Origin of the sequence: Streptomyces venezuelae (assembly GCF_008642315.1) — a bacterium.
In the GTDB taxonomy this organism is placed as follows: Bacteria; Actinomycetota; Actinomycetes; order Streptomycetales; family Streptomycetaceae; genus Streptomyces; species Streptomyces venezuelae_D.
Genome location: NZ_CP029192.1, coordinates 764,117 through 789,781, shown reverse-complemented (window position 1 = coordinate 789,781; position 25,665 = coordinate 764,117). Strand labels below are relative to the sequence as shown.

2 protein-coding genes are annotated in these 25,665 nt (G+C 73.1%); both read left to right on the top strand.

Translation table 11 applies throughout. From position 1 onward, the window contains the following. The first annotated feature begins 95 nt into the window (after positions 1–95). A complete protein-coding gene (locus DEJ48_RS03485) occupies positions 96–14,234 on the top strand; it encodes a non-ribosomal peptide synthetase (protein WP_150214350.1) in 14,139 nt (4,712 codons plus the stop codon). 52 nt (positions 14,235–14,286) lie between these two features. Then, entirely contained in the window at positions 14,287–25,551 is an 11,265-nt protein-coding gene (locus DEJ48_RS40155; RefSeq protein WP_150214348.1) for an amino acid adenylation domain-containing protein, read from the top strand. The last annotated feature ends 114 nt before the right edge of the window (positions 25,552–25,665 follow it).

Here is a 25,665-nt window from a genome sequence, read left to right as displayed (position 1 = left end):
CGCCGCCTCCGTGCCCCCTTCCTTCTTCCTTTTCCCTCTTCTTTCCACCCCGCTCGCGCACATCTCGCCGTTGCCGCTGTGAGGAGACAGAGACGATGACCCGATCCGTAGTCGAGGATGTCTGGCCGCTGTCGCCGTTGCAGGAAGGGCTCCTGTTCCACGCGGCCTTCGACGACCGGGGGCCGGACGTCTACCAGGGGCAGCGGATGCTGGAGCTGGTCGGCCCCCTGGACGTGGACCGGCTGCGCAGGACGTGGGAAGCGCTCCTGGCGCGGCACGGCGCGCTGCGGGCAAGCTTCCGGGGCCGCAAGTCCGGCGAGGCCGTGCAGGTCATCGCGCGCGAGGCGGAACTGCCCTGGAGGCTGGTGGACGTCTCTGGTCGCGGTCTCGCGGAGGACGAGGCTCTCGCCGAGACCGACCGGCTGGCCGCGGGCGAACGCGCCCGGCGTTTCGACCCGGCGGTCGCCCCCTTGCTGCGGCTGCTCCTGGTACGACTCGGCGAGGAACGACACCGCCTCGTCGTCACCAGCCACCACGTCGTCATGGACGGCTGGTCCATGGCGGTGCTGTTCAACGAACTGCCCGCCGTGTACGCGGACGGCGGCCACACGCGCGGCCTGCCCCGAGTGACGTCCTACCGGGAGTACCTGGCCTGGCTGAACCGCCAGGACAAGGAAGCCGCCCGGGACGCCTGGCGTGCGGAGCTCGCCGGGGCCGACGAGCCGACGCTCGTGGCACCGGCCGACCCGGGCCGGACACCCGTGACCCCGGAGAGCCTGATCACCTACGTCTCCGAGGAGCTGACCGCAGGCCTGGCGCAGGTGGCCCGCAAGCTCGGGGTGACGGTGAACACCGTGATCCAGGGGGCGTGGGCGCTGGTCCTGGCCCGCCTGGCCGGGCGCACGGACGTCGTCTTCGGCGCGACGGCGGCGGGCCGCCCGGCCGAACTGCCGGGCGTGGAGTCGATGATCGGCCTGTTCATCAACACCCTCCCGGTCCGCGTACGCCTCGACGGCGCGCAGCCCGTGTCGGGCATGCTCACCGCCCTGCAACGGCGCCAGGCCGGTCTCATGGCCCATCAGCACCTCGGACTGCCCGAGATCCAGCGACTCGCCGGGGCCGGATCGGTCTTCGACACGATCATCGTGTACGAGAACTATCCGCGGCCCCCGGAGCGGGAGCCCGCACCCGACACCTTCGCGATCCGCTTCCTCGGCGGCGAGGAAGCGGCGCACTATCCGCTGACGCTGGTCGTCGCCCCCGAGGGCGACCGCATGGGCTTCAAGCTCGACCACCGCCCCGACCTCTTCGACCGCGCACACGCTCGGTCGGTCGTCGACCGACTGACCAGGGTTCTTCAGCAGGTCGTGGCCGATCCGTCGGTACCGGTGGGCCACATCGACGTGGCCGGCGAGACCGAACGGTCGTTGGTCGTCGAGGAGTGGAACGCGACCCGGCGGCCGGTGACGGCCACGTCGGTCCCCGAGCTGCTCGCCCGACAGACGCACCACACGCCTGACGCACCGGCCGTGACGGACGGCGAACAGACCATGACCTACGCCGAGTTGAACGCAGCCTCCGCGCGCCTGGCCCGGCATCTGACGCACGTCGGAGTGCGGCGCGGGGACCGCGTCGCGGTGGCGATGGAGCGTTCCGCGGATTTGGTCGTGGTGTTGCTGGGGGTGTGGCGGGCGGGGGCGGCGTTCGTGCCGGTGGATGTGGAGTATCCGGCGGAGCGGGTGGCGTTCTTGCTGGCGGATTCGGCGCCGGTGGCGGTGGTGTGCACCCGGCACACGAGCCGGTTGGTCCCGGAGCGGGCAGCGGCCGGCCGCCGCGTGGTGGTCGACGACCCGGAGACCGTGTCGGTGATCGCCGCGTGTCATGGGGATGGGCCCGGGGTGTGGGTTGGTGCGGGGGACGCGGCGTATGTGATGTACACGTCGGGGTCGTCGGGGGTGCCGAAGGGTGTCGTGGTGCCGCATGGGTCGGTCGCGGGTCTGGTGGGTGATTCGGGTTGGTCGATGGGTCCCGGTGATGCGGTGTTGATGCATGCGCCGCATGCGTTTGATGTGTCGTTGTTCGAGGTGTGGGTGCCGTTGGTGGCGGGCGGCCGGGTGGTCGTCGCTGGTGGGGGTGTGGTGGATGCGGGGGGTGTGAGGTCGGCCGTTGCTGGTGGTGTCTCGGCCGTGCATGTGACGGCGGGGATGTTCCGGGTGCTGGCGGAGGGGGACCCGGGGTGTTTTGCCGGTCTGCGTGAGGTGTTGACGGGTGGGGATGTGGTGCCGGCGGCAGCGGTGGCGCGGGTGCGGGAGGCTTGCCCGGGGGTGGCGGTACGGCACTTGTACGGGCCGACTGAGATCACCCTCTGCGCGATCACGCACCTTCTGCCGCCGGGTGCGCCGATGGACGGCGTCCTGCCGATCGGCCGTCCGTCGGCCAACCGCCACGCATACGTCCTGGACGCCTTCCTCCGCCCCGTCCCGCCCGGCACGACGGGCGAGCTGTACCTCGCCGGGTCCGGCCTGGCGCGCGGCTACTCGGGGCGGGCGGGGCTGTCGGCAGAGCGGTTCGTGGCGTGCCCATTCGGTGATGGGGGCGGTGCAGGTGGTGGGGGCGGTGCCGGTCGGCGGATGTATCGCACGGGTGACTTGGTGCGGTGGACGGCGGATGGCGAGTTGCTGTTCGTGGGGCGTGCGGATGAGCAGGTGAAGGTCCGTGGGTTCCGGGTGGAGCTGGGTGAGGTCGAGTCGGTGCTGGCCGGGCATGAGGCGGTCGGTCAGGTGGTCGTGGTGGCTCGGCAGGATGTGCCGGGGGGCGAGAAGCGGCTGGTCGGGTATGTGGTGCCGGACGGCGGGCGTGAGGTGGATGCCGAGTCGCTGCACGTATACGTGGCTGGAGTGCTGCCCGAGTACATGGTCCCGGCGGTGGTGGTGCTGGATGCGTTGCCGTTGACGGTGAACGGGAAGGTGGACCGGTCCGCGCTTCCCGCGCCGGACTTCGCCGGGCGGGTTACGGGTCGTGAGCCGCGTACGGAGACCGAGCGGGCGTTGTGTGCGGTGTTCGCCGAGGTGCTGGGGCTGGAGCGGGTCGGTGTCGGGGACGGGTTCTTCGAGCTGGGCGGGGACTCCATCAGCTCCATGCAGCTGGCTTCGCGGGCGCGCCGCGCGGGGCTCGTGATCACGCCTCGCCAGGTCTTCGAGGAGAAGACCGTGGAGCGGCTGGCGCTGGTCGCGGAGGCGGCGGGGCGCGAGGTCGCGCCGGTCGCCGACGTCGGTACCGGAGTGGTGCCGTGGACGCCGGTCATGCGGGCGTTGGGGGAGCGGGCGGCGTGGCCGGGCTTTGCGCAGTGGGTGGTCGTGGGAACCCCGGCGGGGCTCCGTCCCGAGGTTCTGGCGGCGGGCCTGGGCGCGGTCCTTGACCGGCACGACATGCTGCGGGGCCGTGCGGAGCCGGGTGCGTCGCGGTTCATCGTCGACGAGGCGGGGGCGGTTGACGCCGGAAGCCTGATCGAGCGTGTGGACGCGTCGGCGGGTGGCGTGGGCATGGGCGCGTCGGCGATGGGCGTGGACATGGGCGAGCTGGCTCGCGAGGCGGCCGGGCGGCTCGATCCGGTGCGCGGTGAGATGGTACGGGCCGTGTGGGCGGACGGCGGGCCCGACCGTCCCGGTCAACTCGCCCTCGCACTGCACCACTTGGTGGTCGACGGCGTGTCATGGCGCGTACTGGTACCGGATCTGCGGGCGGCGTGCGAGGCGGTGGCCGGGGGGCGGGTGCCGGAGTTGGATCCGGTGGGTACGTCGTTCCGGCGCTGGGCGGAGTCGTTGGCGGCGGAGGCTGTCGAGGAGAGGCGGGCTGCGGAACTCGACGGCTGGCTCGGTGTGGTCGGTGAGGACAACGGCCAGACGCCCCTCACAACGCGGGAGTTGGACTCGCGCATCGACACGGTGGGCACCTTGCGGCAGCAGCTTTGGGTGGTGCCGCCGAAGCAGGCGGAGGTGTTGCTCGGCAGGATGCCGGCCGCCTTCCACTGCGGTGTCGATGACGTCCTGCTGGCCGCGTTGACGGGTGCGGTCGCGCACTGGCGGCCGGAGGTGGCCGCGGGGCTCCTGATCGATGTGGAGGGGCACGGGCGTGAGCCGTTCGGTGACAACGGTGTGGACTTGTCCCGCACGGTGGGCTGGTTCACCCGTGCGCACCCGGTGCGGACGAGCACGTCCGGGATCGACCTGACCCAGGTCCTCGACGGCGGACCTGCGGCGGGTGCGCTGCTGAAGGCGGTCAAGGAGCAGTTGCGCGCGGTCCCGGGCGGTGACGGGCTGGGCTACGAGCTGCTGCGCCACCTCAACCCGGAAACGGCGCCCGTCCTCGGTGCCCGTCCCGCCCCCGAGATCGGCTTCAACTACATGGGCCGTTTCGCGACGGCCGCCCCGACCTCGGGACCGGGTGCTGCCTGGCAGCTGACCGGCGAGACCACCGCCATCGGCGGCACCGTCCCCCCGGACATGCCGCTCCAGCACGCTATTGAAGCCAACGTCTCCGTCCGCGACACCCCCGACGGCCCTGAGCTGGAGCTGCGGCTTAGTTGGCCCGACGGCGTGCTGGCGCAGGGCGAGGCCGAGCGGCTCGGCAGTACGTGGGCCGCGATGCTGGGCGGCCTGGCCGCCCATGCGGCGGACGACCCCGGCGCGGGCGGGCACACGCCCTCCGACTTCCCGCTGCTCGGCGCCGCCGCACTCACGCAGGGCGACGTCGACAGGGTGGAGGCGGCGGTGCCGGCCCCGGCCGACGTATGGCCGCTGTCGCCGCTTCAGGAAGGCATGCTCTTCCATGCCACCTATGACGCGGAGGGTCCGGACGCCTATCAGAGCCAGCGCGTGCTCGCCGTCGACGGACCGCTGGACGCCCGGCGGCTGCGCGCGGCCTGGGAGTCGCTGGTCGCGCGGCACGACGCGTTGCGCGCCGGCTTCCACCGTCTCGCTTCCGGCGAAGCCGTGCAGGTCGTGGCCCGGGACGTACAACTGCCCTGGACAGAGGTCGACGTGTCGCATCTCGACCCGGACGAGGCACTCGCCGAGGCCGACCGCCTTGCCGAGAACGAGGCGGCGCAACGACTCGACCTGACGACCGCCCCCCTCCTGAGGCTTGTTCTGATCCGCCTGGGCGCGGAACGGCACCGGCTCGTCGTCACCAGCCACCACATCGTGGCCGACGGCTGGTCGACGCCCCTCATGCTCAACGAGGTGTCGGCGATCTACGCGGCGGGCGGCGCCGCGGCCGCTACGGCCAGGCCGGCCTCGTACGGGGACTACCTCGCGTGGCTGCGGCGGCAGAGCAAGGAGGCCGCGCGGGACGCCTGGCGGGCCGAGCTCGCCGGAGCCGACGAGCCGACCCTCGTGGCACCGGCCGACCTGCCCGGCGGCCTCGTCCTGTCCGAGGAGCGCTCCGTACGGCTGTCCGGCAGGGCCACGCGCGCCATCACCGCACTCGCCCGCTCGCACGGGCTGACCGTCAACACCTTCGTCCAGGGCGCATGGGCGCTCGTCCTCGCACGGCTCTCCCGGCGCACGGACGTCGTGTTCGGCACGACCGTGGCGGGACGGCCCCCGGAGCTTCCTGGCGTCGAGTCGATGATCGGGCTGTTCATCAACGCCTTGCCGGTGCGCGTACGCCTGGACGCGCGAGCATCCGTCCTGACACTTCTCACTCAACTGCAGGAGCGTCAAGCATCCTTGATGCCCCATCAGCACACGGGCCTCGCCGAGATCCAGGCACTCGGCGGACCCGGCGCCGTCTTCGACACGATGCTGATGGTCGAGAACTACCCCCGGAACGCCTCCCGCCTCTCAGATTCCGTCGATTCCGTCGCCCCGGTCACGCTCACCCAGCTCAGCAGTCAGGCGGGCACGCACTACCCCCTGGCCATCGGTGTCGTCCCCGAGGACCGCATCGAGGTCCGCGTGACGTACCGGCCCGACGTGTTCGACGGACAGCGCGCCCTCCAAGTGGGGCGGCAGCTGACGCGCGTCCTCGAACAGATCGCCGCCGACCCGACGACGCGGGTCGGTGACATCGACGTACTCGGAACGGCGGAGCGCACCGCCGTCGTGGAGCGGTGGAACGACACGGACCGGCCGGTCGCGGCCGGCACGCTGGGTGAACTGTTCGACGCCCAGGCGCGCCGCACCCCCGACGCGCCCGCCGTGATCGGGGCGGACCGGCGGTGGACGTACGCGGAACTCGGCCGGGCCGCCGACCGCGTGACGCAGGGCCTGCGTGCGCGCGGGGTGGGCAGGGGCGACCTGGTCGGCGTGGTCATGGAACGTTCCGTGGACGTGGTCGCGGTGCTGCTGGGCGTGGTGCGGGCCGGAGCGGCGTTCGTGCCGGTCGACCCGGCGTATCCGGCCGAGCGGATCGCCCACGTTCTCGCCGACGCGGATCCCGCGCTCGTGGTGTGCACGACCGCGACGGAGCCGGTGATACCGGAGACGCATGCGAGGACGGAGCGGTGGGTGTTCGACGCCCACGAGTCGGACGGCGGGTCGGGGAACGCCCACACCGCCGGGTCGGCCACCGAGACGGCAACGCTCCCCTCGCCCGCCGCCTGCCACCTGTCGGATCCCGTGTACGTCATCTACACGTCCGGCTCGACGGGCACGCCCAAGGGCGTCGTCGTCACGCACGGCGGCATCGGCAACCTCGCCGCCGGCCAGATCGAACGCTTCGCCGTACGCCCGGACTCACGCGTCCTGCAACTGGCCTCCTGGAGCTTCGACGCCGCGATCTCCGAAATGTGCATGGCCCTGCTCTCCGGCGCGGCACTCGTCGTGGCCGACGGCGACCGGTTGCCGCCGCACGGCTCCCTGGAGGAGATCGCCGCCGAGTTCGGCATCACGCACATGACGGTGCCGCCGTCCGTCCTGGGAACCGTGAACGCGCTGCCGGACACCGTGGAGACGCTGGTGGTGGCCGGCGAGGAGTGCCCGCCCCGGCTGGCGCGGCGATGGTCGGACCGCCGCCTCGTCAACGCCTACGGTCCGACGGAGGTGACCGTCTGCGCGGCCATGAGCGAGCCGCTCCGCCCCGGACGCGGACGAGGGCAGGCGACGGAGGACGTGCCCGTGCCGGTCGGCCGCCCGCTGATCAACACCCGGGCGTACGTGCTCGACGACTTCCTGAAACCCGTGGGGCCGGAGACCGTGGGCGAGCTGTACGTGACGGGGCCCGGTCTGGCGCGCGGGTACCTGCACCGGCAGGGGCTGTCGGCCGAGCGGTTCGTGGCGTGCCCGTTCGGTGATGGGGGTGGTGCAGGTGGTGGGGGCGGTGCCGGTCGGCGGATGTATCGCACGGGTGACTTGGTGCGGTGGACGGCGGATGGCGAGTTGCTGTTCGTGGGGCGTGCGGATGAGCAGGTGAAGGTGCGCGGGTTCCGGGTGGAGGCGGGTGAGGTCGAGGCGGTGCTGGCCGGGCATGAGGCGGTCGGTCAGGTGGTTGTGGTGGCTCGGCAGGATGTGCCGGGGGGCGAGAAGCGGCTGGTCGGGTATGTGGTGCTGGACGGCGGGCGTGAGGTGGATGCCGGGGCGTTGCGCGTGTATGTGGCGGGGCGGTTGCCGGAGTACATGGTTCCGGCGGCGGTGGTGGTGCTGGACGGGCTGCCGTTGACGGTGAACGGGAAGGTGGACCGGTCCGCGCTTCCGGCGCCGGACTTCGCCGGGCGGGTTACGGGGCGTGAGCCGCGTACGGAGACCGAGCGCGTGCTGTGCGGGCTGTTCGCCGAGGTGTTGGGGCTGGAGCGGGTCGGCGTCGGGGACGGGTTCTTCGAGCTGGGCGGCGACTCCATCAGCTCCATGCAACTGGCCTCCCGCGCACGTCAGGCAGGTGTGATCCTCACGCCACGCCAGGTGTTCGAGGAGAAGACCGCGGAGCGGCTGGCGCTGGTCGCGGTGACGGAAGCATCCGGGGCCGCCCCGCCGGTCGCCGATGTCGGGGTCGGCGCGCTGCCGTGGACACCGGTCATGCGGGCGTTCGGCGAGCGCGCCACGAGTGCGCAATTCGCGCAGTGGGTGGTGCTCGGCACACCGGCGGGGCTACGGCCTGACGTTCTGACGGCAGGCCTGGGCGCGGTGCTCGACGGGCACGACATGCTGCGGGCCCGTACGGTTCCGGGCGAGCCGACGCTGATCGTCGAAGAGCCCGGGTCGATCGACGCGGCGAGTCTGATCGAGCGTGTGGACGCGTCGGCGGGTGGCGTGGATGTGGGCGAGCTGGCACGTGCGGCGGCCGGGCGGCTCGATCCGGTGCGCGGTGAGATGGTGCGGGTCGTGTGGGCGGACGGCGGGCCCGACCGTCCCGGTCAACTAGCCCTCGTACTGCATCACTTGGTGGTCGACGGTGTGTCATGGCGCGTACTGGTATCGGATCTGCGGGCGGCGTGCGAGGCGGCGGCCGCGGGGCGCGAGCAGACGGTGGACGGCGTAGGTACGTCGTTCCGTCGCTGGTCGGAACTGCTGACCGCGGAGGCAACCGGCGAGCACCGGGTCGCCGAGCTCCCGGACTGGCTGGCCCTGCTCGGCGACGACGTACCGCCGTTGACGCACCGAGCGTTGAACCCGGCCGTCGACACCGCCCGTACCCTGCACCGGAGTTCCTGGGTGGTGCCGCCGGAGCAGGCGGGGGCGTTGCTCGGCAGGATGCCGGCCGCCTTCCACTGCGGTGTCGATGACGTCCTGCTGGCCGCGTTGACGGGTGCGGTCGCGTACTTGCGGCCGGAGGTGGCCGCGGGGCTCCTGATCGATGTGGAGGGGCACGGGCGTGAGCCGTTCGGTGACAACGGTGTGGACTTGTCCCGCACGGTGGGCTGGTTCACCCGTGCGCACCCGGTGCGGACGAGCACGTCCGGGATCGACCTGACCCAGGTCCTCGACGGCGGACCTGCGGCGGGTGCGCTGCTGAAAGTGGTCAAGGAGCAGTTGCGCGCGGTCCCGGGCGGTGACGGGCTGGGCTACGAACTACTGCGCCACCTCAACCCGGAAACGGCGCCCGTCCTCGGCGCCCGTCCCGCCCCCGAGATCGGCTTCAACTACATGGGCCGTTTCGCGACGGCCGCCCCGACGACGGAACCCAACGCTGCCTGGCAGCTGACCGGCGAGACCACCGCCATCGGCGGCACCGTCCCCCCGGACATGCCGCTCCAGCACGCTATTGAAGCGAACGTCTCCGTCCGCGACACACCCGACGGCCCTGAGCTGACGCTCACCCTGAGCTGGGCGGGCGATCTGGTGCCGACAGCGGAGGCCGAGCGGCTCGGCAGCACCTGGGTCGCCATGCTGGGCGGCCTCGCCGGGCACACCGTCGCCGACGCCACCGCGGGCGGCCACACCCCGACCGACTTCCCTCTCCTCGGCACCGCCCTGACACAGGCGGACGTGGAGGAACTGGAGGCGGCGGTGCCGGCCCCGGCCGACGTATGGCCGCTGTCGCCGCTGCAGGAAGGGATGCTCTTCCACGCCACGTACGACGAGAGCGGCCCCGACGTCTACGAAGGCCAGCGGGCCCTGGAGCTCGAAGGCCCGCTGGACGCCGCCCGCCTGCGCGCGGCCTGGCAGGCGGTGCTGCGCCGACACCCGATCCTCCGGGCGAGCTTCCACCGCCTCACCTCGGGCGAGGCGGTACAGATCGTGGATGGCGACGTCGAACTGCCGTGGCGCGAAGCCGACTTGTCCCACCTGTCGCCGACCGAGGCACACGCCGAGACCGAGCGCCTCGCCGAGCGCGAGCGGGCGCGGCGGATCGACGTCACCACGCCACCGCTGATGCGGCTGCTGCTGATCCGGCTCGCCGAGCAGCGTCACCACCTGATCATCACCAGCCACCACCTCATCATGGACGGCTGGTCCCTGCCCGTCCTCATCGGCGATCTGACCGCCGTGTACGAAGCGCCGGCCACGGGCGGCGACCAACGGGACCTCCCGGCGGCGACGTCCTACCGCGAGTACCTCGCCTGGCTCGGGCGGCAGGACGGTGACGTGGCCCGGCAGGCCTGGTGTGCGGAGCTCGCGGGCCTGGACGAGCCGACCCTCGTCGTGCCCGCGGACTCGGTGCGCGTGCCGGTCGTGCCCGAGCGCGTGCGGTTCGCGTTCCCCGAGGACCTGTCACGCGACGTCGCCGCGCTGGCCCGCGATCGGGGCCTGACGGTGAACACGCTGGTGCAGGGCGCCTGGGCGCTGCTGCTCGCCCGTCTCGCCGGGCGCGACGACGTGGTGTTCGGCGCGACCGTCGCGGGGCGGCCCACCGATCTGCCGGGCGCCGAGTCGGCGGTAGGCCTCTTCATCAACACGTTGCCGGTGCGCGTGCGACTCGACGCCCGGCAGCCCGTGGCCGACATGCTGGCGGAACTCCAGGATCGACAGGTAGCACTGATGGCCCATCAGCACGTAGGGCTGTCGGAAATCCGCCGACTCTTCGGCCCCGGAGCGGAGTTCGACACCCTCGTGGTCTACGAGAACTACCCTCACCCACCCTCCGCAGGCACCAGGCCCGCCTCCCTGACCATCCGCCCCACGGGCGCGCCGCAGGACATGGGCCACTACCCGCTGACCTTCGTCGTGTCGCCGGGCACGCCCATGCAGGGCGATCTCGTCCACCGGCCGGACGTGTGCGACCGCGCCCGTGCCGAGCAGATGATCGCCTCACTGACACGGATCCTCGAGCAACTGGTCGCCGATCCGCAGTCCCCCGTCGGGCAGTTGGACGTGGCCGACACCGCCGTGCGCGCGACGGTCGTACGGGAGTGGAACGCCACGGACGAGTCGGTCGCGGGGGTGCCGCTTCCCGAGTTGTTCGCCCGGCAGGTGGGTGTGTCGCCGGGTGGGGTGGCGTTGGTGTCGGGTGAAGTGCGTGTGACATACGAGGAGTTGGGGGTTGGGGCGGGGCGGATGGCGCGGTTTTTGGTGGGGTTGGGTGTGGGGCCTGAGGTGCGGGTGGCTGTGGTGGGTGAGCGGTCTGTGTCTTTGGTGGTGGCGTTGTTGGGGGTGTCGTTGGCGGGGGGTGTGTTCGTTCCGGTGGATGGGGGTTATCCGGTGGAGCGGGTGGGGTTTGTGGTGGGTGATGTGGGTCCGTCGGTGGTGGTGTGCACGGTGGGGTCGCGGGGTGTGGTGCCGGAGGGGTTCGGGGGTCGGGTCGTGGTGGTGGATGACCCGGTGGTGGCGGCGGAGATCGGGCGGTGTGCGCCGGGTCCGTTGGAGGAGGGGGAGCGGTTGGGGGTGTTGTTGCCGTCGCATGCCGCGTATGTCATCTACACCTCTGGTTCCACCGGCACCCCGAAAGGCGTCGTCGTCACCCACGCGGGCCTGCAGAACCTCGCGCGGGCCCAGATCGACCGCTTCGGTGTGCGGGCGGACTCGCGCGTCCTGCAGTTCGCGTCGCTCAGCTTCGACGCGGCCGTCTCGGAACTCTGCATGGCGCTGTTCTCGGGCGGCACGCTGGTCCTCGCCCCGGCGGACGAACTCCCGCCGAGGGTTTCGCTGGACGCCGCCCTCCGCGCCTCGCGCGCCACCCACGTGACGGTGCCGCCGAGCGTCCTCGCGGTCGAGGACACGCTGCCGGAGACCCTCGAAACCCTCGTGGTGGCCGGCGAGGCCTGCCCGCCCGGTCTGGTCGACCGGTGGTCGGCCGGGCGGCGCATGGTCAACGCGTACGGGCCGACCGAGACGACGGTCTGTGCCGCCATGAGCGAGCCGCTGGTGCCGGGGCGCGACATCGTGCCCCTGGGCCGCCCGATGGCGAACACGCAGGTCTACGTTCTGGACGACTTCCTGCTGCCCGTGCCGCCCGGCGTCACCGGTGAGCTGTACGTGACCGGGGCGGGGCTCGCCCGCGGCTACCTGGCGCGCCCCGGGCTCTCCGCGCAGCGCTTCGTGGCCTGCCCGTTCGGGGCGGGGGAGCGGATGTACCGCACGGGTGACGTGGCCCGGTGGACCGACGGCGGCGAACTGGTCTTCGCCGGCCGCGCCGACGACCAGATCAAGATCCGGGGACACCGCATCGAGCCGGGTGAGGTCGAGGCCGTGCTCGCCACGCACCCGGAGGTGGCCCAGGCCGTCGTCGTGGCCCGCCGCGACCGCACCGAGAACGCCCACAGCCTGATCGCGTACGTCGTCACAGGCGCGGCCGGGGCGGCCGGAGGGGCCGGGGGTACGGCAGCCACCGAAGTCACCAACCCCACCGCAGCCACCCGCAGCAACACCTCACCCCCCGCCCCGGTACCCCCTGGCCTCGCCGCGTACGTGCGCGACCGGCTGCCGGAGTACATGGTCCCGGCGGCGTTCGTCCCGTTGGAGCGGCTGCCGCTGACCCGCAACGGGAAGGTGGACCGGGCCGCCCTCCCGGCGCCCGACTTCGCCGAGCGGGTCACGGGACGTGCCCCGCGCACGGCGACCGAGCGGGCCCTGTGCGACCTGTTCGCCGAGGTGCTCGGCCTGGAACGGGTCGGTGTCGACGACGGCTTCTTCGAGCTGGGCGGCGACTCGATCATGTCCATGCAGCTCGCCTCGCGGGCGCGCGGGGCCGGGCTGCTGCTGACCTCACGGCAGGTGTTCGAGGAGAAGACCCCCGAACGTCTCGCGCAGGTCGCGGAGGCCGCCGAACCGGAGGAGGCGCCCGACGACATCGGCGTCGGCGAGGTGCCGTGGACCCCCGTGATGCACGCGCTGGGCGAACGGGCCACGAGCCCCGGCTTCGCGCAGTGGGTGGTCGTCGGCGCCCCGGCGGGCCTGGGCCTCGACACGCTGGCCTCGGGCCTCGCGGCCCTCCTCGACACCCACGACATGCTGCGCGCCCGCACGGTGCCCGGTGAGCCCCGGCTCGTCGTCGGCGAGCGGGGCTCGGTCGACGCGACGCCGCTCGTCTCACGCGTCGACGCGACAGCCCTCACCGCACGCGCCGACGCGGCCACCGGCATCCCACGCGTCGACGCGAACGACCCCACCGCGCCCGACGACCGCACCACCCCCGCCCCCTCACTCGACGCCACCGCCGCCCGAGCAGCCCAGGAGGCAGCGCGGCAGCTCGACCCCGCCGCCGGGGTTCTGGCCCGCGCCGTATGGGTGGACGCCGGGCCGGACCGCACCGGACGCCTCGTCCTCGTGGTGCACCACCTCGTCGTCGACGGCGTGTCGTGGCGCATCCTCGTCCCCGACCTGCGGGCGGCGTGCGAAGCCGCGGCCGAGGGGCGGGCGCCCCGCCTCGAAGCCGTCGGCACCTCGTTCCGGCGCTGGGCGGAGCTGCTTGCCGCCGAAGCCGTCGACGCGCGGCGCACCGCGGAGGCCGAGGAGTGGCTGGCGCTCCTCGGAACCGAGCAACAGCGCGTCTCCGTACATGCGTTGGACCCGGCCACGGACACCGTACGCACTCTGCGCCACCGCTCCTGGACCGTGCCGCCCGAGCACGCCGCCACGCTCGTGGGCCGTACGCCCGCCGCCTTCCACTGCGGCGTCGACGACGTGCTGCTCGCGGCCCTGGCCGGGGCGGTCGCGCGGGCACGGCCCGGTACCGCGTCCGGGCTCCTGGTCGACATCGAGAGCCATGGCCGCCACCCCCTCGACGGCGTCGGCACCGGCGTCGACCTGTTGCGGACGGTGGGCTGGTTCACCGGCGTGAGGCCGGTCCGCCTCGACGTGACCGGTGTCGACCTGGACGGCGCTAGGGCCGGTGGCAGGGCTGCCGGTACGTTGGTGAAGGCCGTCAAGGAGCAGGCGCGGGCGGTGCCCGGCGACGGACTCGGCCACGAACTGCTGCGCCACCTCAACTCCACGACACGCGCCGGATTCGAGGCCGCGCCGACGGCACAGATCGGCTTCAACTACCTGGGCCGGTTCGCCGCGGGCGGCGGTCGCGCCGCGGGCCCGCCCGGCCCGTGGGAGATGGCCGGCGACACCGCGATCGGCGGCTCGGTCGACCCGGACATGCCCGCCACCCACGCACTGGACGCCGGCGCGGTGGTCCGGGACACCACCGAAGGACCCGTACTGACGATCACCCTGAGCTGGGCGAACCGGCTGATCGAGGACGCCGACGCCGAACGGCTCGGCAGGGCCTGGCTGGACATGCTGGCCGGACTCGCGGACCACACCGCCGACCCCACGGCAGGCGGCCACACCCCGTCCGACTTCCGCCTCCTGGACCTGGCACAGCACCAGATCGAGGAGCTCGAAGCCGGATTCGCAGGCGAGAAGCCATAGATGCCATAGAAGCCGTGGCCGACAGGCCCGGGCGCTGTGAGGAGACAGAGCGATGACGACCCGACCCCGATCCCTCGTCGAGGACGTGTGGCCCCTCTCACCGCTGCAGGAGGGGATGCTCTTCCACGCCTCCTACGACGACCAGGGCCCGGACGTCTACACCGTGCAGTCGACCCTCGACGTCGAAGGGCCCGTGGACACGGACCGGCTCCGGACGTCGTGGCAGGCGCTGCTCACCCGGCACGCGGCGCTCCGCGCCTGCTTCCGCCCGGTGACCGGCGCCCGCATGGTCCAGGTGATCCCGCGCAAGGTCACGCTCCCCTGGAACGAGGCGGACGTCAGCGCACTCGTGGAGCCCGAGGCGCTCGCCGAGATCGGCCGGCTCGCCGCACGGGAACGCGCGCAGCGCTTCGACCTCGCCGTGCCGCCGCTGCTGCGCCTCCTGCTCGTGCGTCTCGGCGAACGGCGGCACCGACTCGTGGTGACGTTCCATCACATCCTCATGGACGGCTGGTCGATGCCGGTCCTCCTGAAGGAACTGGCCGAGGTGTACGCGGCGGGCGGCGACGCCTCCGTGCTGGGGCGGGTGGCGCCCTACGGCGAGTACGTGGCGTGGCTCGGCCGTCAGGACAAGGAAGCCGCGCGTGACGCGTGGCGGGCCGAACTCGCGGGAGCGGACGGGGCGACGCTCGTCGCACCGAAGGACCCGGGCCGCGCCCCGGTGCTGCCCGACCAGGTGCACAGGGAACTCTCGGCCGAACTGACGCGATCCGTGGGCGAGTTGGCGCGTACCAACGGGCTGACGGTCAACACCGTGGTGCAGGGTGCGTGGGCCCTCGTCCTCGCCCGCCTCGCCGGACGCACGGACGTCGTCTTCGGCGCCACCGTCGCGGGCCGCCCCGCCGAACTGCCGGGCGTGGAGTCGATGATCGGCCTGTTCATCAACACCCTGCCGGTCCGCGTGCGCCTCGACGGCGGACAGCCCGTCGCCGGACTCCTCGCGCGGCTTCAGGAGTCCCAGTCCGGCCTGATCGCGCACCAGCACGTCGGGCTCGCCGAGGTGCAGAAGCTCGCCGGGCCCGCCGCGGTCTTCGACACACTCGTCCTGTACGAGAACTATCCGCTGCCGCCCGCGGGCCCCGAGCCAGGGCCCGACGCCGTGACGATCAGGCCCGCGGAGGCGTCCCGCGACGCCTCGCACTATCCGCTCACCCTGGTCGCCGTCCCGGGCGGCGACCGCATGCGCTTCAAACTCGACCACCGGCCCGACCTGTTCGACCACGCCGCGGCGGAGTCCGTCGTCCGGCGCTTCGTACGGGTCCTCGAACAGATCACGGCCGACCCGACGGCCCGCGTCGGCGACATCGACGTACTGGAACCGGCGGAGCGGTCCGCGGTGACCGAGCGCTGGAACGCGACCGGTCGCCCGTCGGAGGCCGGGTCGGTCGTCGAGGCGTTCGAGGCGCGGGCGCGCAGGGCGCCGGACGCGGCCGCCGTGCGTTGCGGCGAGGACGTCCTGACGTACGGCGGACTGGAGGAGCGCGCGAACCGGCTCGCCCGCCACCTCGCGGGACTCGGCGTCGGCCGCGAACGCCGTGTGGGCCTCTGCCTGCCGCGCGGCACCGACATGATCGTGGCGGAGCTCGCGGTGTGGAAGGCCGGCGGCGCCTTCGTCCCGCTGGACCCCGACCACCCGGCCGACCGGCTGCACCACATGATCACGGACAGCGGCGCCGACATCGTCCTGGCCACCGGGACGACCCGCGCCGACGTGCCGGTGGGCACCGCCCGCCTCGTGGTCCTCGACGAGGAGCGGACCGCGCGGATGATCGCGGCGGAGCCCGCCGAACCGCTGGGCCTGCCCGTCGGCACCGAGCAACTCGCGTACGTCATCTACACATCGGGTTCCACCGGCGGCCCCAAAGGCGTCGCCCTCGCGCACCGGGGCGTCATGAACCTGGCTGAGGCGATGCGGCCCGCACTCGACCTGCGCGACGGCGTCGTGATGCTGCAGTACGCCTCCTTCAGCTTCGACGGAGCGGTCCTCGACGTGGCCGTCACCCTGGCCGCGGGCGGCACCCTGGCCATCGCGTCCGCCGAGGAGCGCACCGAACCCGACGCGCTCGCGGGCATGATCCGCGCGACCGGCGTCGCGGCGGCCAGCGTCGTGCCGTCCGTGCTGCGCACCCTGGACCCCGCAGCGGTCGCGGGCGTACGCAACTGGGTGCTCGGCGGCGAGTGGCTGACCGCCGACCTCGCGAGCCGCTGGGCGGGACGGGCCCGGCTGTGGAACACCTACGGCCCCACCGAGGCCACCGTGATGGCGACGGTGGGCCGCGTCGACGAGGGCATCAAGCCCGTGGACGCCCCGCCCCCCATCGGGCGCCCGCTCGGCAACATGCGGACCTACGTCCTCGACGGCTTCCTGCGGCCGGTGCCGCCGGGCGTCAGCGGCGAACTGTACGTCGCGGGGCCGGGCGTCGCGCGCGGCTACGTGGGACGGTCCGACCTGACGGCGGAGCGGTTCGTGGCGTGCCCGTTCGGCGAGGGCGGACGCATGTACCGCACCGGCGACCTGGCCCGCTGGACCGAGGAGGGACAGCTGTCGTTCGCGGGCCGCGCGGACGAACAGGTCAAGCTGCGCGGCTTCCGCATCGAACCCGGCGAGGTCGAGGCCGTCCTCGCCGCGCACCCGTCCGTGCGCGAAGCGGCGGTGATCGCCCGCGAGGACCTGCCCGGCGACAAGCGCCTCGTCGCGTACGTGGTGCCGGCGGCCGGGGACGCGCAGCCCGGCTCCGGAGCGCCGCGTGCGCTCGACACCGAAGCCCTGTGCGCCTTCGCCGCCACCCGCCTCCCCGCCTACATGGTTCCGGCGACGACGGTCGTCCTCGCCGCCCTGCCCCTCACCGTCAACGGCAAGCTCGACCGCTCCGCGCTGCCCGCCCCCGAGCTGGCCGTGCGCGGCGGCCGTGCCCCGCGTACACCCGTCGAGACCGTCCTGTGCGACCTGTTCGCCGAGGTGCTCGGCATCGAACGGCCCGGCGCCGACGACTCGTTCTTCGCGCTCGGCGGCGATTCCATCTCGTCGATGATGCTGGTGTCCGGCGCCCGCCGCGCCGGTCTCGCCGTCACCGCGCGCCAGGTCTTCGAGCACCGCACCCCGGCAGCCCTCGCGCTGGTCGCCGTCCCCACGCAGGCCACGCCCGCGGGCGGCGGCGACTCCGGCACCGGCGAGGTCCCGCTCACACCGGTCATGCACGAACTGCTCGACCGCGTCGGCGTGGAGGCGGCGGGCCGGGTCTTCCAGACCGCCGTCGTCGAGGCACCGGCAGGCCTCACCGCCGAGACCCTGGCCGACGCGGTGCGGGCGGTCGTCGACCACCACGACGTGCTGCGCGCCCGACTCGAAACGGAACCGGAGCGGCGCCTCGTCGTGTCCGGGCCGGGCACCGTACCCGCCGGGTCGTTCGTACGCCGCTACGACGCGACCGGCACGGTCCCCGAAGACCTGCCCCGCGTCATCGCCGAGGAGACCCGCGCGGCGGTGGCGCGGCTCGATCCGCGCGCCGGAGTCATGCTCCAGGCGGTCTGGATCGACCCGGGCCCCGACCGTCCCGGGCGGCTCGTCCTGGTCGTCGACCACCTCGTCATGGACGCCGTGTCGTGGCGGATCCTGCTGCCCGACCTGGAGCAGGCCTGCGCCGCGACCGCGGCCGGCCGCACACCCGAACTGCCCCCCGTGCCCACGTCGTTCCGGCACTGGGCCCGCGCCCTCGCCGACCGGGCGACGAGCTCCGAACGGACGGCGGAGCTCGACGCGTGGACGCGACTGCTCCAGGGCCCCGACCCGCGGCTGACCGCCCTGCCCCCGGACCCGGCGCTCGACCTCGCCGACACCGTGCGGCGCGTATCGGTCACCGTCCCCGCCCCCGTCACCTCCGCGCTCCTGACCGGCGTACCGGAGGCGTTCCACGCGGGCGTCGACGACGTGCTCCTGACCGGACTCGCCGCGGCCGTCGCGGAGTGGGCCGACGACGGCGTGCCCGAGGGCGGCTTCCTCGTGGACGTCGAAGGGCACGGGCGTGTCGCCCTCTCCGAGACCATGGACCTCTCGCGCACGGTCGGCTGGTTCACCGGCACCCATCCCGTGCGGCTCGACGTCGGAAAGCCCGACTTCGAGGACCTCCGGGAAGGCGGCCCCGACGCGGGCATCGCCGTCAAACGCGTGAAGGAACAGGTGCGCGCGGTGCCCGGCGACGGCCTCGGCCACGGCCTGCTGCGCCACCTCAACCCGGAGACCGCCGCAGGCCTCGCGGCCCTGCCCACCGCCCGGATCGGCTTCACCTACCTCGGCCGCCTCCCGTCAGGACCGGCGGACGGCGGCGCCGACGCACCGGTGGGCGACGACCGGGGCCCCGCGGACGGCCGGTTCCCCGTGGCGCACCCGCTGGAGCTCGCGGGCGTCGTCCACGACGGCCCCGAAGGACCACGCCTCACTCTCACCCTCGACGCACCGGACCGTCTGCTCGACGAGACGGCCGCCCGGGCTCTGGTCGAGGCCTGGGCCGCCATGCTGACCGGCCTGGCCGCTCACGTCGAAGAGCCCACCGCGGGCGGCCACACCCCCTCCGATTTCCCGCTCGTCACGCTCGACCAGCCGCAGATCGACAAGCTGGAGACGGCCGCACCGGACCTGGTCGACATCTGGCCGCTCTCACCGCTGCAGGAAGGCCTCCTCTTCCACGCCCTGTTCGACCGGCAGAGCACCGACGTGTACGTCGAGCAGATGATCGTGGGCCTGGAAGGGCCGCTCGACCCCGCACGCCTGCGCGCCTCCTGGCAGGCGCTCCTCGACCGGCACGCCAGCCTGCGGGTCGGCTTCCGCCAGGTGGCGGGCTCCGGGCAGTCCGTACAGGTCGTCGCGGACCGGGCGACTCTGCCGTGGCGCGAGGAGGACTTGTCCGAGCTCGATGAGGACGCGGCGTGGGAGGAGTCCGAACGGCTCGGCAAGGAGGACCGCGCCAAGGGCTTCGACCTGGCGAAGCCACCCTTGGTGAAGGTGCTCCTGGCCAAGACCGGCGAGAACCGCCACCGCATGATGGTGACGTTGCATCACATCGTGCTCGACGGCTGGTCGTTGCCCGTCCTGCGCCGCGAACTGTGGGCGTGCTACGAAGCCGGCGGCACCGCGGCCGGTTTGCCGCCCGTGACCCCCTATCGCGACTACCTGACCTGGCTGGGACAGCAGGACAAGGAAGCGGCGCAGGAAGCCTGGCGCGCCGAGCTGGCCGGAGCGGACGAGCCGACGCAGGTCGTGCCGATGGCGCCGGGCGCGGTCGCCGCGCCGGACCCGGACGCCGCGTCCGGCGAGGTCTTCGCCGTGGCGGGACCGGCGCTCGACCGCGGTCTCGGCGAACTGGCCCGCGCCCAGGGCGTGACGCTGAACACCGTCGTCCAGACCGCCTGGGCCCTGGTCGTCGGGCAGCTCGCGGGCCGCCAGGACGTCGTGTTCGGCGCCTCCGTCGCCGGCCGCCCGGCCGACCTGCCGGGCATGGAGAACATGCTCGGCCTGTTCATCAACACCGTGCCGGTACGGGTGTGGTTCGCGCCCGCACTCACCGTCGCCGAGGTCCTCGCGGACGTCCAGGGTCGGCAGTCCGCCCTGATGGACCACCAGTACTTGAGCCTGGGCGACATCCAGCGCGTGGCGGGACGCGGAGCGACGTTCGACACGCTCATGGCGTTCGAGAGCTTCCCCACCGGGGCCGACGCGTCCACACAGGAAGACGGCGGCACCCGCGAGCCGGGCCCCGCCGGAGTGGAACTCACCGAAGCGGGCATGCGCGAGTCGATCAACTACCCGCTCGGCCTGGTCGTGGACCCCCTCAACGGCCTGCGCATGCGCCTGACCTACCGCCCGGACGCCTTCGACGAGCCGACGGCCCACGCGCTCCTCGACCGGCTCCTGCGGGCACTGCGGCAGATGGCCGCCGATCCCGGGACACTCGTCGGCAGGCTGCAACTCTCCGACGCCTCCGACCGAGCACGCGTCCTGGAGGAGTGGAACACCACCGCCGTGTCCCACCCGCACACCCTCGTCCCTGAGCTGTTCACGGCCCATGCGCGGAACGCGCCTGATGCGGTGGCGGCGCGATGTGGTGAGGAGGCTCTGTCCTATGGGGAGTTGGAGGCGCGGGCGGATCGGTTGGCTCGGCGTCTGGTGGGGCTTGGGGTTGGTCCCGAGTCTCGTGTGGGGCTGTGTCTGCCGCGTGGTGTGGAGATGATCGTAGGGGAGTTGGGGGTGTGGAAGGCGGGCGGTGCGTTCGTTCCGCTGGATCCGGAGTATCCGGCTGATCGGTTGTCGTTCATGGTGGCCGACAGTGGTGCGCGGGTTGTGGTGGGTGCGGGGGAGAGTCTGGCGGGGGTGTCGGTCGGTGATGTGCGGGTCGTGTTGCTGGACGAGGAGGACGTCGGGTGCTCGGAGGCGCCCCTTGATGTGAGGCTGTCACCTGACCAACTCGCGTATGTGATCTATACGTCGGGTTCGACGGGGCGTCCCAAGGGTGTGGCTGTCGCGCACGGGGGCGTGGCGAATCTGGCGGCGGCGATGGGTCCGGTGCTGGGTGTGGCTGAGGGTGTCTCGGTGTTGCAGTTCGCGTCGTTCAGTTTCGATGCGGCGGTGCTGGACGTGGCGGTGACGTTGTCCGGTGGCGGCACGCTGGCGATCGCCTCCGCCGACGAGCGGGCCGAGCCCTCCGCGCTCTCGGACATGATCGAGTCGGCCGGTGTCACCACGGCCAGTGTCGTGCCCTCCCTGCTCACCATGCTCGACCCCGCCTCAGTGCCCGGCATCGGCACCTGGGTCCTCGGTGCGGAACTCATGACCGCGGCCCTGGCGAGCCGGTGGACGACACAGTCACGCGTGTGGAACACCTACGGCCCCACCGAAGCCACCGTGATGGCCACCGCGGGACCGGTGGACGAGAACATCAGGCCGCAGGACAAGCCCCCGGCGATCGGCCGCCCGCTGGACAACGTGCGGACATATGTCTTGGACGGCTTCCTGCACCCGGTTCCGGTCGGGGCGACGGGGGAGCTGTATGTGGCCGGGCCCGGGATGGCCCGTGGGTATGTGGGGCGGTCGGATCTGACCGCTGAGCGGTTCGTGGCGTGCCCGTTCGCCGAGGGCAGGGACGGGGTCGGCGGCGGGGAGCGGATGTACCGGACCGGGGATCTGGCCCGTTGGACGGACGACGGGCAGCTGTCGTTCGTCGGGCGCGCGGACGAGCAGGTGAAGGTACGCGGATTCCGCGTCGAGCCCGGTGAGGTCGAGGCGGCGCTGGCCGCCCATCCCGAGGTGCGGCAGGCCGCCGTGATCGCCCGCGAGGACCGGCCCGGCGACAAACGCCTCGTCGGCTACGTCGTGGCCGAGACCGAGGACCTGGACATGCAGTCGGTGCAGGACCACCTGGCGCGGGTGCTGCCCGACTACATGCGGCCCGCCTCCGTCGTGATGCTGGAGACGCTGCCGCTGACCGCCAACGGCAAAGTCGACCGCGCGGCCCTGCCCCGGCCCGACTTCGCCGGCCGCATCTCCGGCCGGGAGCCGGAGACCGAGCTCGAAGCGACCCTGTGCGCGCTCTTCGCCGAGGTGCTCGGCCTGGAACGGGTGGGCGTCGACAACAACTTCTTCGACCTGGGCGGCGACTCGGGCCTGGCCATGCGCCTCGCCGCGCGGATCCGTGAGGAGCTCGGCAGCGAGCTGAGCATGCGACGGTTCTTCGGCGAGTCCACGCCGCTCGGCGTGGCCCGCATGCTCACCTCCAAGGAGCTCCCGGAGCTGCGGCCCGTCGACCATCCGGAGGAAATACCCGTCACCGCGGGGCAGTTGCGGACGTGGCGGCTCGCCGCCGCCAACCCCGGCTCGGCCGCCCAGCGGGTGTCGATCGCGCTGAGCCTGGGCGGCAGGCTCGACCGGGACGCGCTGGCGGCGGCGCTCGGAGACGTCGCGGCACGGCACGACATCCTGCGCACGGTGTTCGTCGGCCCGGACACGGGTGCCGGCGGCCCGGACGAGGGTGCCGACAGCACCAACGCGTCGCTCGGCGCCGACGACGTACGCCAGTGCGTCCTGGAACCCGGCGCCGAGGCGGCCCGCCCCGCCCTGCCCGTGACCGACGCGACCGGGGAGGAGCTGCCCCGCCTGCTCGCCGACCACGCGGGGCACGAGTTCGACCTCGCCCGTGAGACGCCGTGGACGGCACGCCTGTTCGCGGTCACGGAGACCGAGCACGTGTTGCTCCTCGTCGTGCACCGCATCGCCACGGACGACGCGTCACTGATCGTCCTGGTCCGCGATCTGGCGGCCGCGTACGGCGCCCGGAGGGAAGGACGTGCACCCGAACGGGCGCCGCTGCCCCTCCAGTTCGCCGACTACGCCCTCTGGGAGCAGGAGATGCTGCGGGACGAGGAGGACCGCGACAGCCTGATCGGCGAGCAGTTCGCCTACTGGAAGAAGGCCCTGGCGGACGCCGGAGCCGAGCAGGAGCTCCCGGCCGACAGGCCCCGGCCCGCGCTGCCTTCGCACCGCGCCGACGAGGTGCCGCTGGAGCTCGACAGCGCCACCCACGTCCGCCTCACGGAGATCGCCGAGGCCGACGGCGCCACCTTCTTCATGGTGGTGCAGGCCGCGCTCGCGCTGCTCCTCTCCGGCCTCGGCGCGGGCACCGACCTCACCCTGGGCACGGTGCTGCCGCGCCGGGACGAGGAGGGCGACCTGGACGGCGTCGTCGGCCCGTTCGCCGACCCGCTGGTCCTGCGTACGGACGCGTCCGGCGACCCGACGTACCGCGAACTGCTGGGCCGCGCACGGGACTCGTACCAGCGCGCGGTCCAGAACCCGGACGTGCCCTTCGGGCGGCTCGTCGACGCTCTCGCGCTGCCCGCCGGGCACCGGCACCCGCTGTTCCAGGTGGTCCTGGAGATCCTCAGCGACTCCGCCGAGATGTGGGAGTCGCCGGAGCTGCCTGGTCTGCGCACCACACGTCTGCCGGTGGGCACCCCGGCAGCCCACCCCGATCTGGTCGTCGCCCTCACCGAGCGGCACGGCTCCGACAGCGGCCCGGACGGGGCCGACGGCGCGCTCCGCTACGCCACCGAGCTGTTCGACCGGTCCACGGCGTCCGCGCTCGCCCGGCGGCTGACCCGCGTCCTCCAGCAGGTGTCGGACGACCCCGAACTGCGGCTCAGCCAGGTGGAACTCCTCCTGGACGAGGCCGAGCGCGGCCAGGTCCTCGACGCCCGCGAAGCCACCGCGGCGCCGAACCCGGACGGCACGGTCGTCGAGCTGCTCGCCGAACAGGCGGCGCTGGCCCCCGACGCCGTCGCCGTCATGGACCACGACGGGCTGCTCACCCACGGCGCGCTGGACACCGCCTCCGAACGGCTGGCCCGGCGCCTCGCCGACCAGGGCATCGGAGCGGAGGACGTGGTCGTCCTCGCGCTGCCGCCCACCTCGGGGCTCGTCGTCGCGGTCCTCGGTGTGCTCAGGTCCGGTGCCGCCTGCCTGATCGCCGACCCGAACCGGCCCATGGAGGACGTGGCGTCGTGCCTGCGGCAGGTCACACCCGCCGCGCTCGTCTGCACGTTCGCCCTGGCCCCGCTCCTCGGCGACGGCGTGACCGTGCCCTTCCTGCTCCTCGACGACCCGAGGCTCCCCGCCGTCGACGGCGCGGCACCGCAGTCCGGCCCACCGCTGCCGGCGCCCCTGCCCCGGCAGGCCGCACTCGTCCTCGGCGCCCCGGCACCGGACGGCGCGGACGGCACCGTCGCGGGCGCCGTCGTCGAACACCGGACGCTCGTCGACCACGCCGTGCACCACCAGCACGCGGCGCCCACGCACGACGGGGTGACGTTCCTCGACGTACGGGCTCCTGTGTCCGCGCTCCTGACACCGTTGCTCTCCGCCCTGTGCGCGGGCGGCGGGGTCCGGCTCGGCGTACCGGGCGATGCCGCGGCACCGGCCGCCGGCCCGGCAGGCGCACAACGTCTGGTCACCTCCCGGGACCTGCTGGCCACTGCCGACGAGGTGTCCTTCGCCGAGGTGACCGTCGTCGACGGCGAAGGCGAAGCGGCCGTCGACGACACCCGTACCTGGCTGGCCGCACACCCGCGCACCACCCTCGTCACCGCCCGCGGCGCGGCGGAGACCGGCGGCCCCTGGCTCGACCACCGGACAGAGCCGGGGGAAGCCCTGCCCGGCCGCGCCCCCGCCGGCACCCCGGTGCCGAACACGCGCGCCTACGTCCTCGACGACTACCTCCGCCCGGTCCCGCCCGGCGGCACCGGCGACCTGTACATCGCGGGTCCGTCCCTCGCCCGCGGCTACGCGGAGGCGCCCGGCCTCACCGGTGAACGCTTCGTCGCCTGCCCCTTCACGGCGGCCGGAGGCGAGCGGATGCTGCACACCGGTGAACGCGCGAGGCGGGGCGCCGACGGTCTGCTCACCCTGCACGGCAGGGGGCGCGGCGGAACCCGCACGGTCGGACGTCGTGCGGGCGGCGACCACGGCGACCTGGAGATGCTGCTGCCGCTGCGGCCCAAGGGCGGTCTTCCGCCGCTGTTCTGCATGCACACCGGTACGGGACTGAGCTGGGCGTACGCGGCGCTGCTGCGGCACCTGCCGCAGGACCGGCCCGTGTACGGCGTGCAGGCCCGCGGGCTCGCCGAACCGGAGCCGCTGCCGCAGAGCCTGGAGGAGATGGCGGCCGACTACGCGGAGCGCATCAGGACCGTCCAGCCCGAAGGCCCCTATCACCTGCTCGGCTGGTCCCTCGGCGGCCTGATCGCCCAGGCCGTCGCCACACACCTGGAGGAACAGGGCGAACAGGTCGCGCTCCTCGCGGTGATCGACGGATATCCCGAGGAGTTCGGCGGGGCCCAGTACAGCGAGGTCCAGGCCGAGGGCGGCCGGGGCGACACCACGACGCCGCGCGCGAGCAACCTGGGGCTGCCGCCCGACGAGAACATCGGCCAGGACATGGACGAGGGACTCAGGGCCAACATGCGCGAGGTCATCGACAACGTGGGGCGGCTCACCCCGCGCCACACGCCGCGCCGCTTCGGGGGCGACCTGCTGCTCTTCGTCGCGACCGAGGACCGGCCCGCGGACACCACCGCGGCGCTCTCGGGCCAGAGCTGGCGGCCCTACATCGCCGGCGACATCGAGTCCCACGACATCGCCGCGAGCCACTACACGATGCTGCAGCCCGCGCCTTCGGCACGGATCGGAGGCATCGTCGCGGAAAAACTCCGGTGACGGAAACGGAATTCCCGGCACGGCAGGGCGGCGCTGTCACCGCCACGCGGAGAAAGAAAGAACGAAAGAGCCGAAGAACGAACGAGCCGAAGAGTGAAAGGGCGAAAGGGCCCC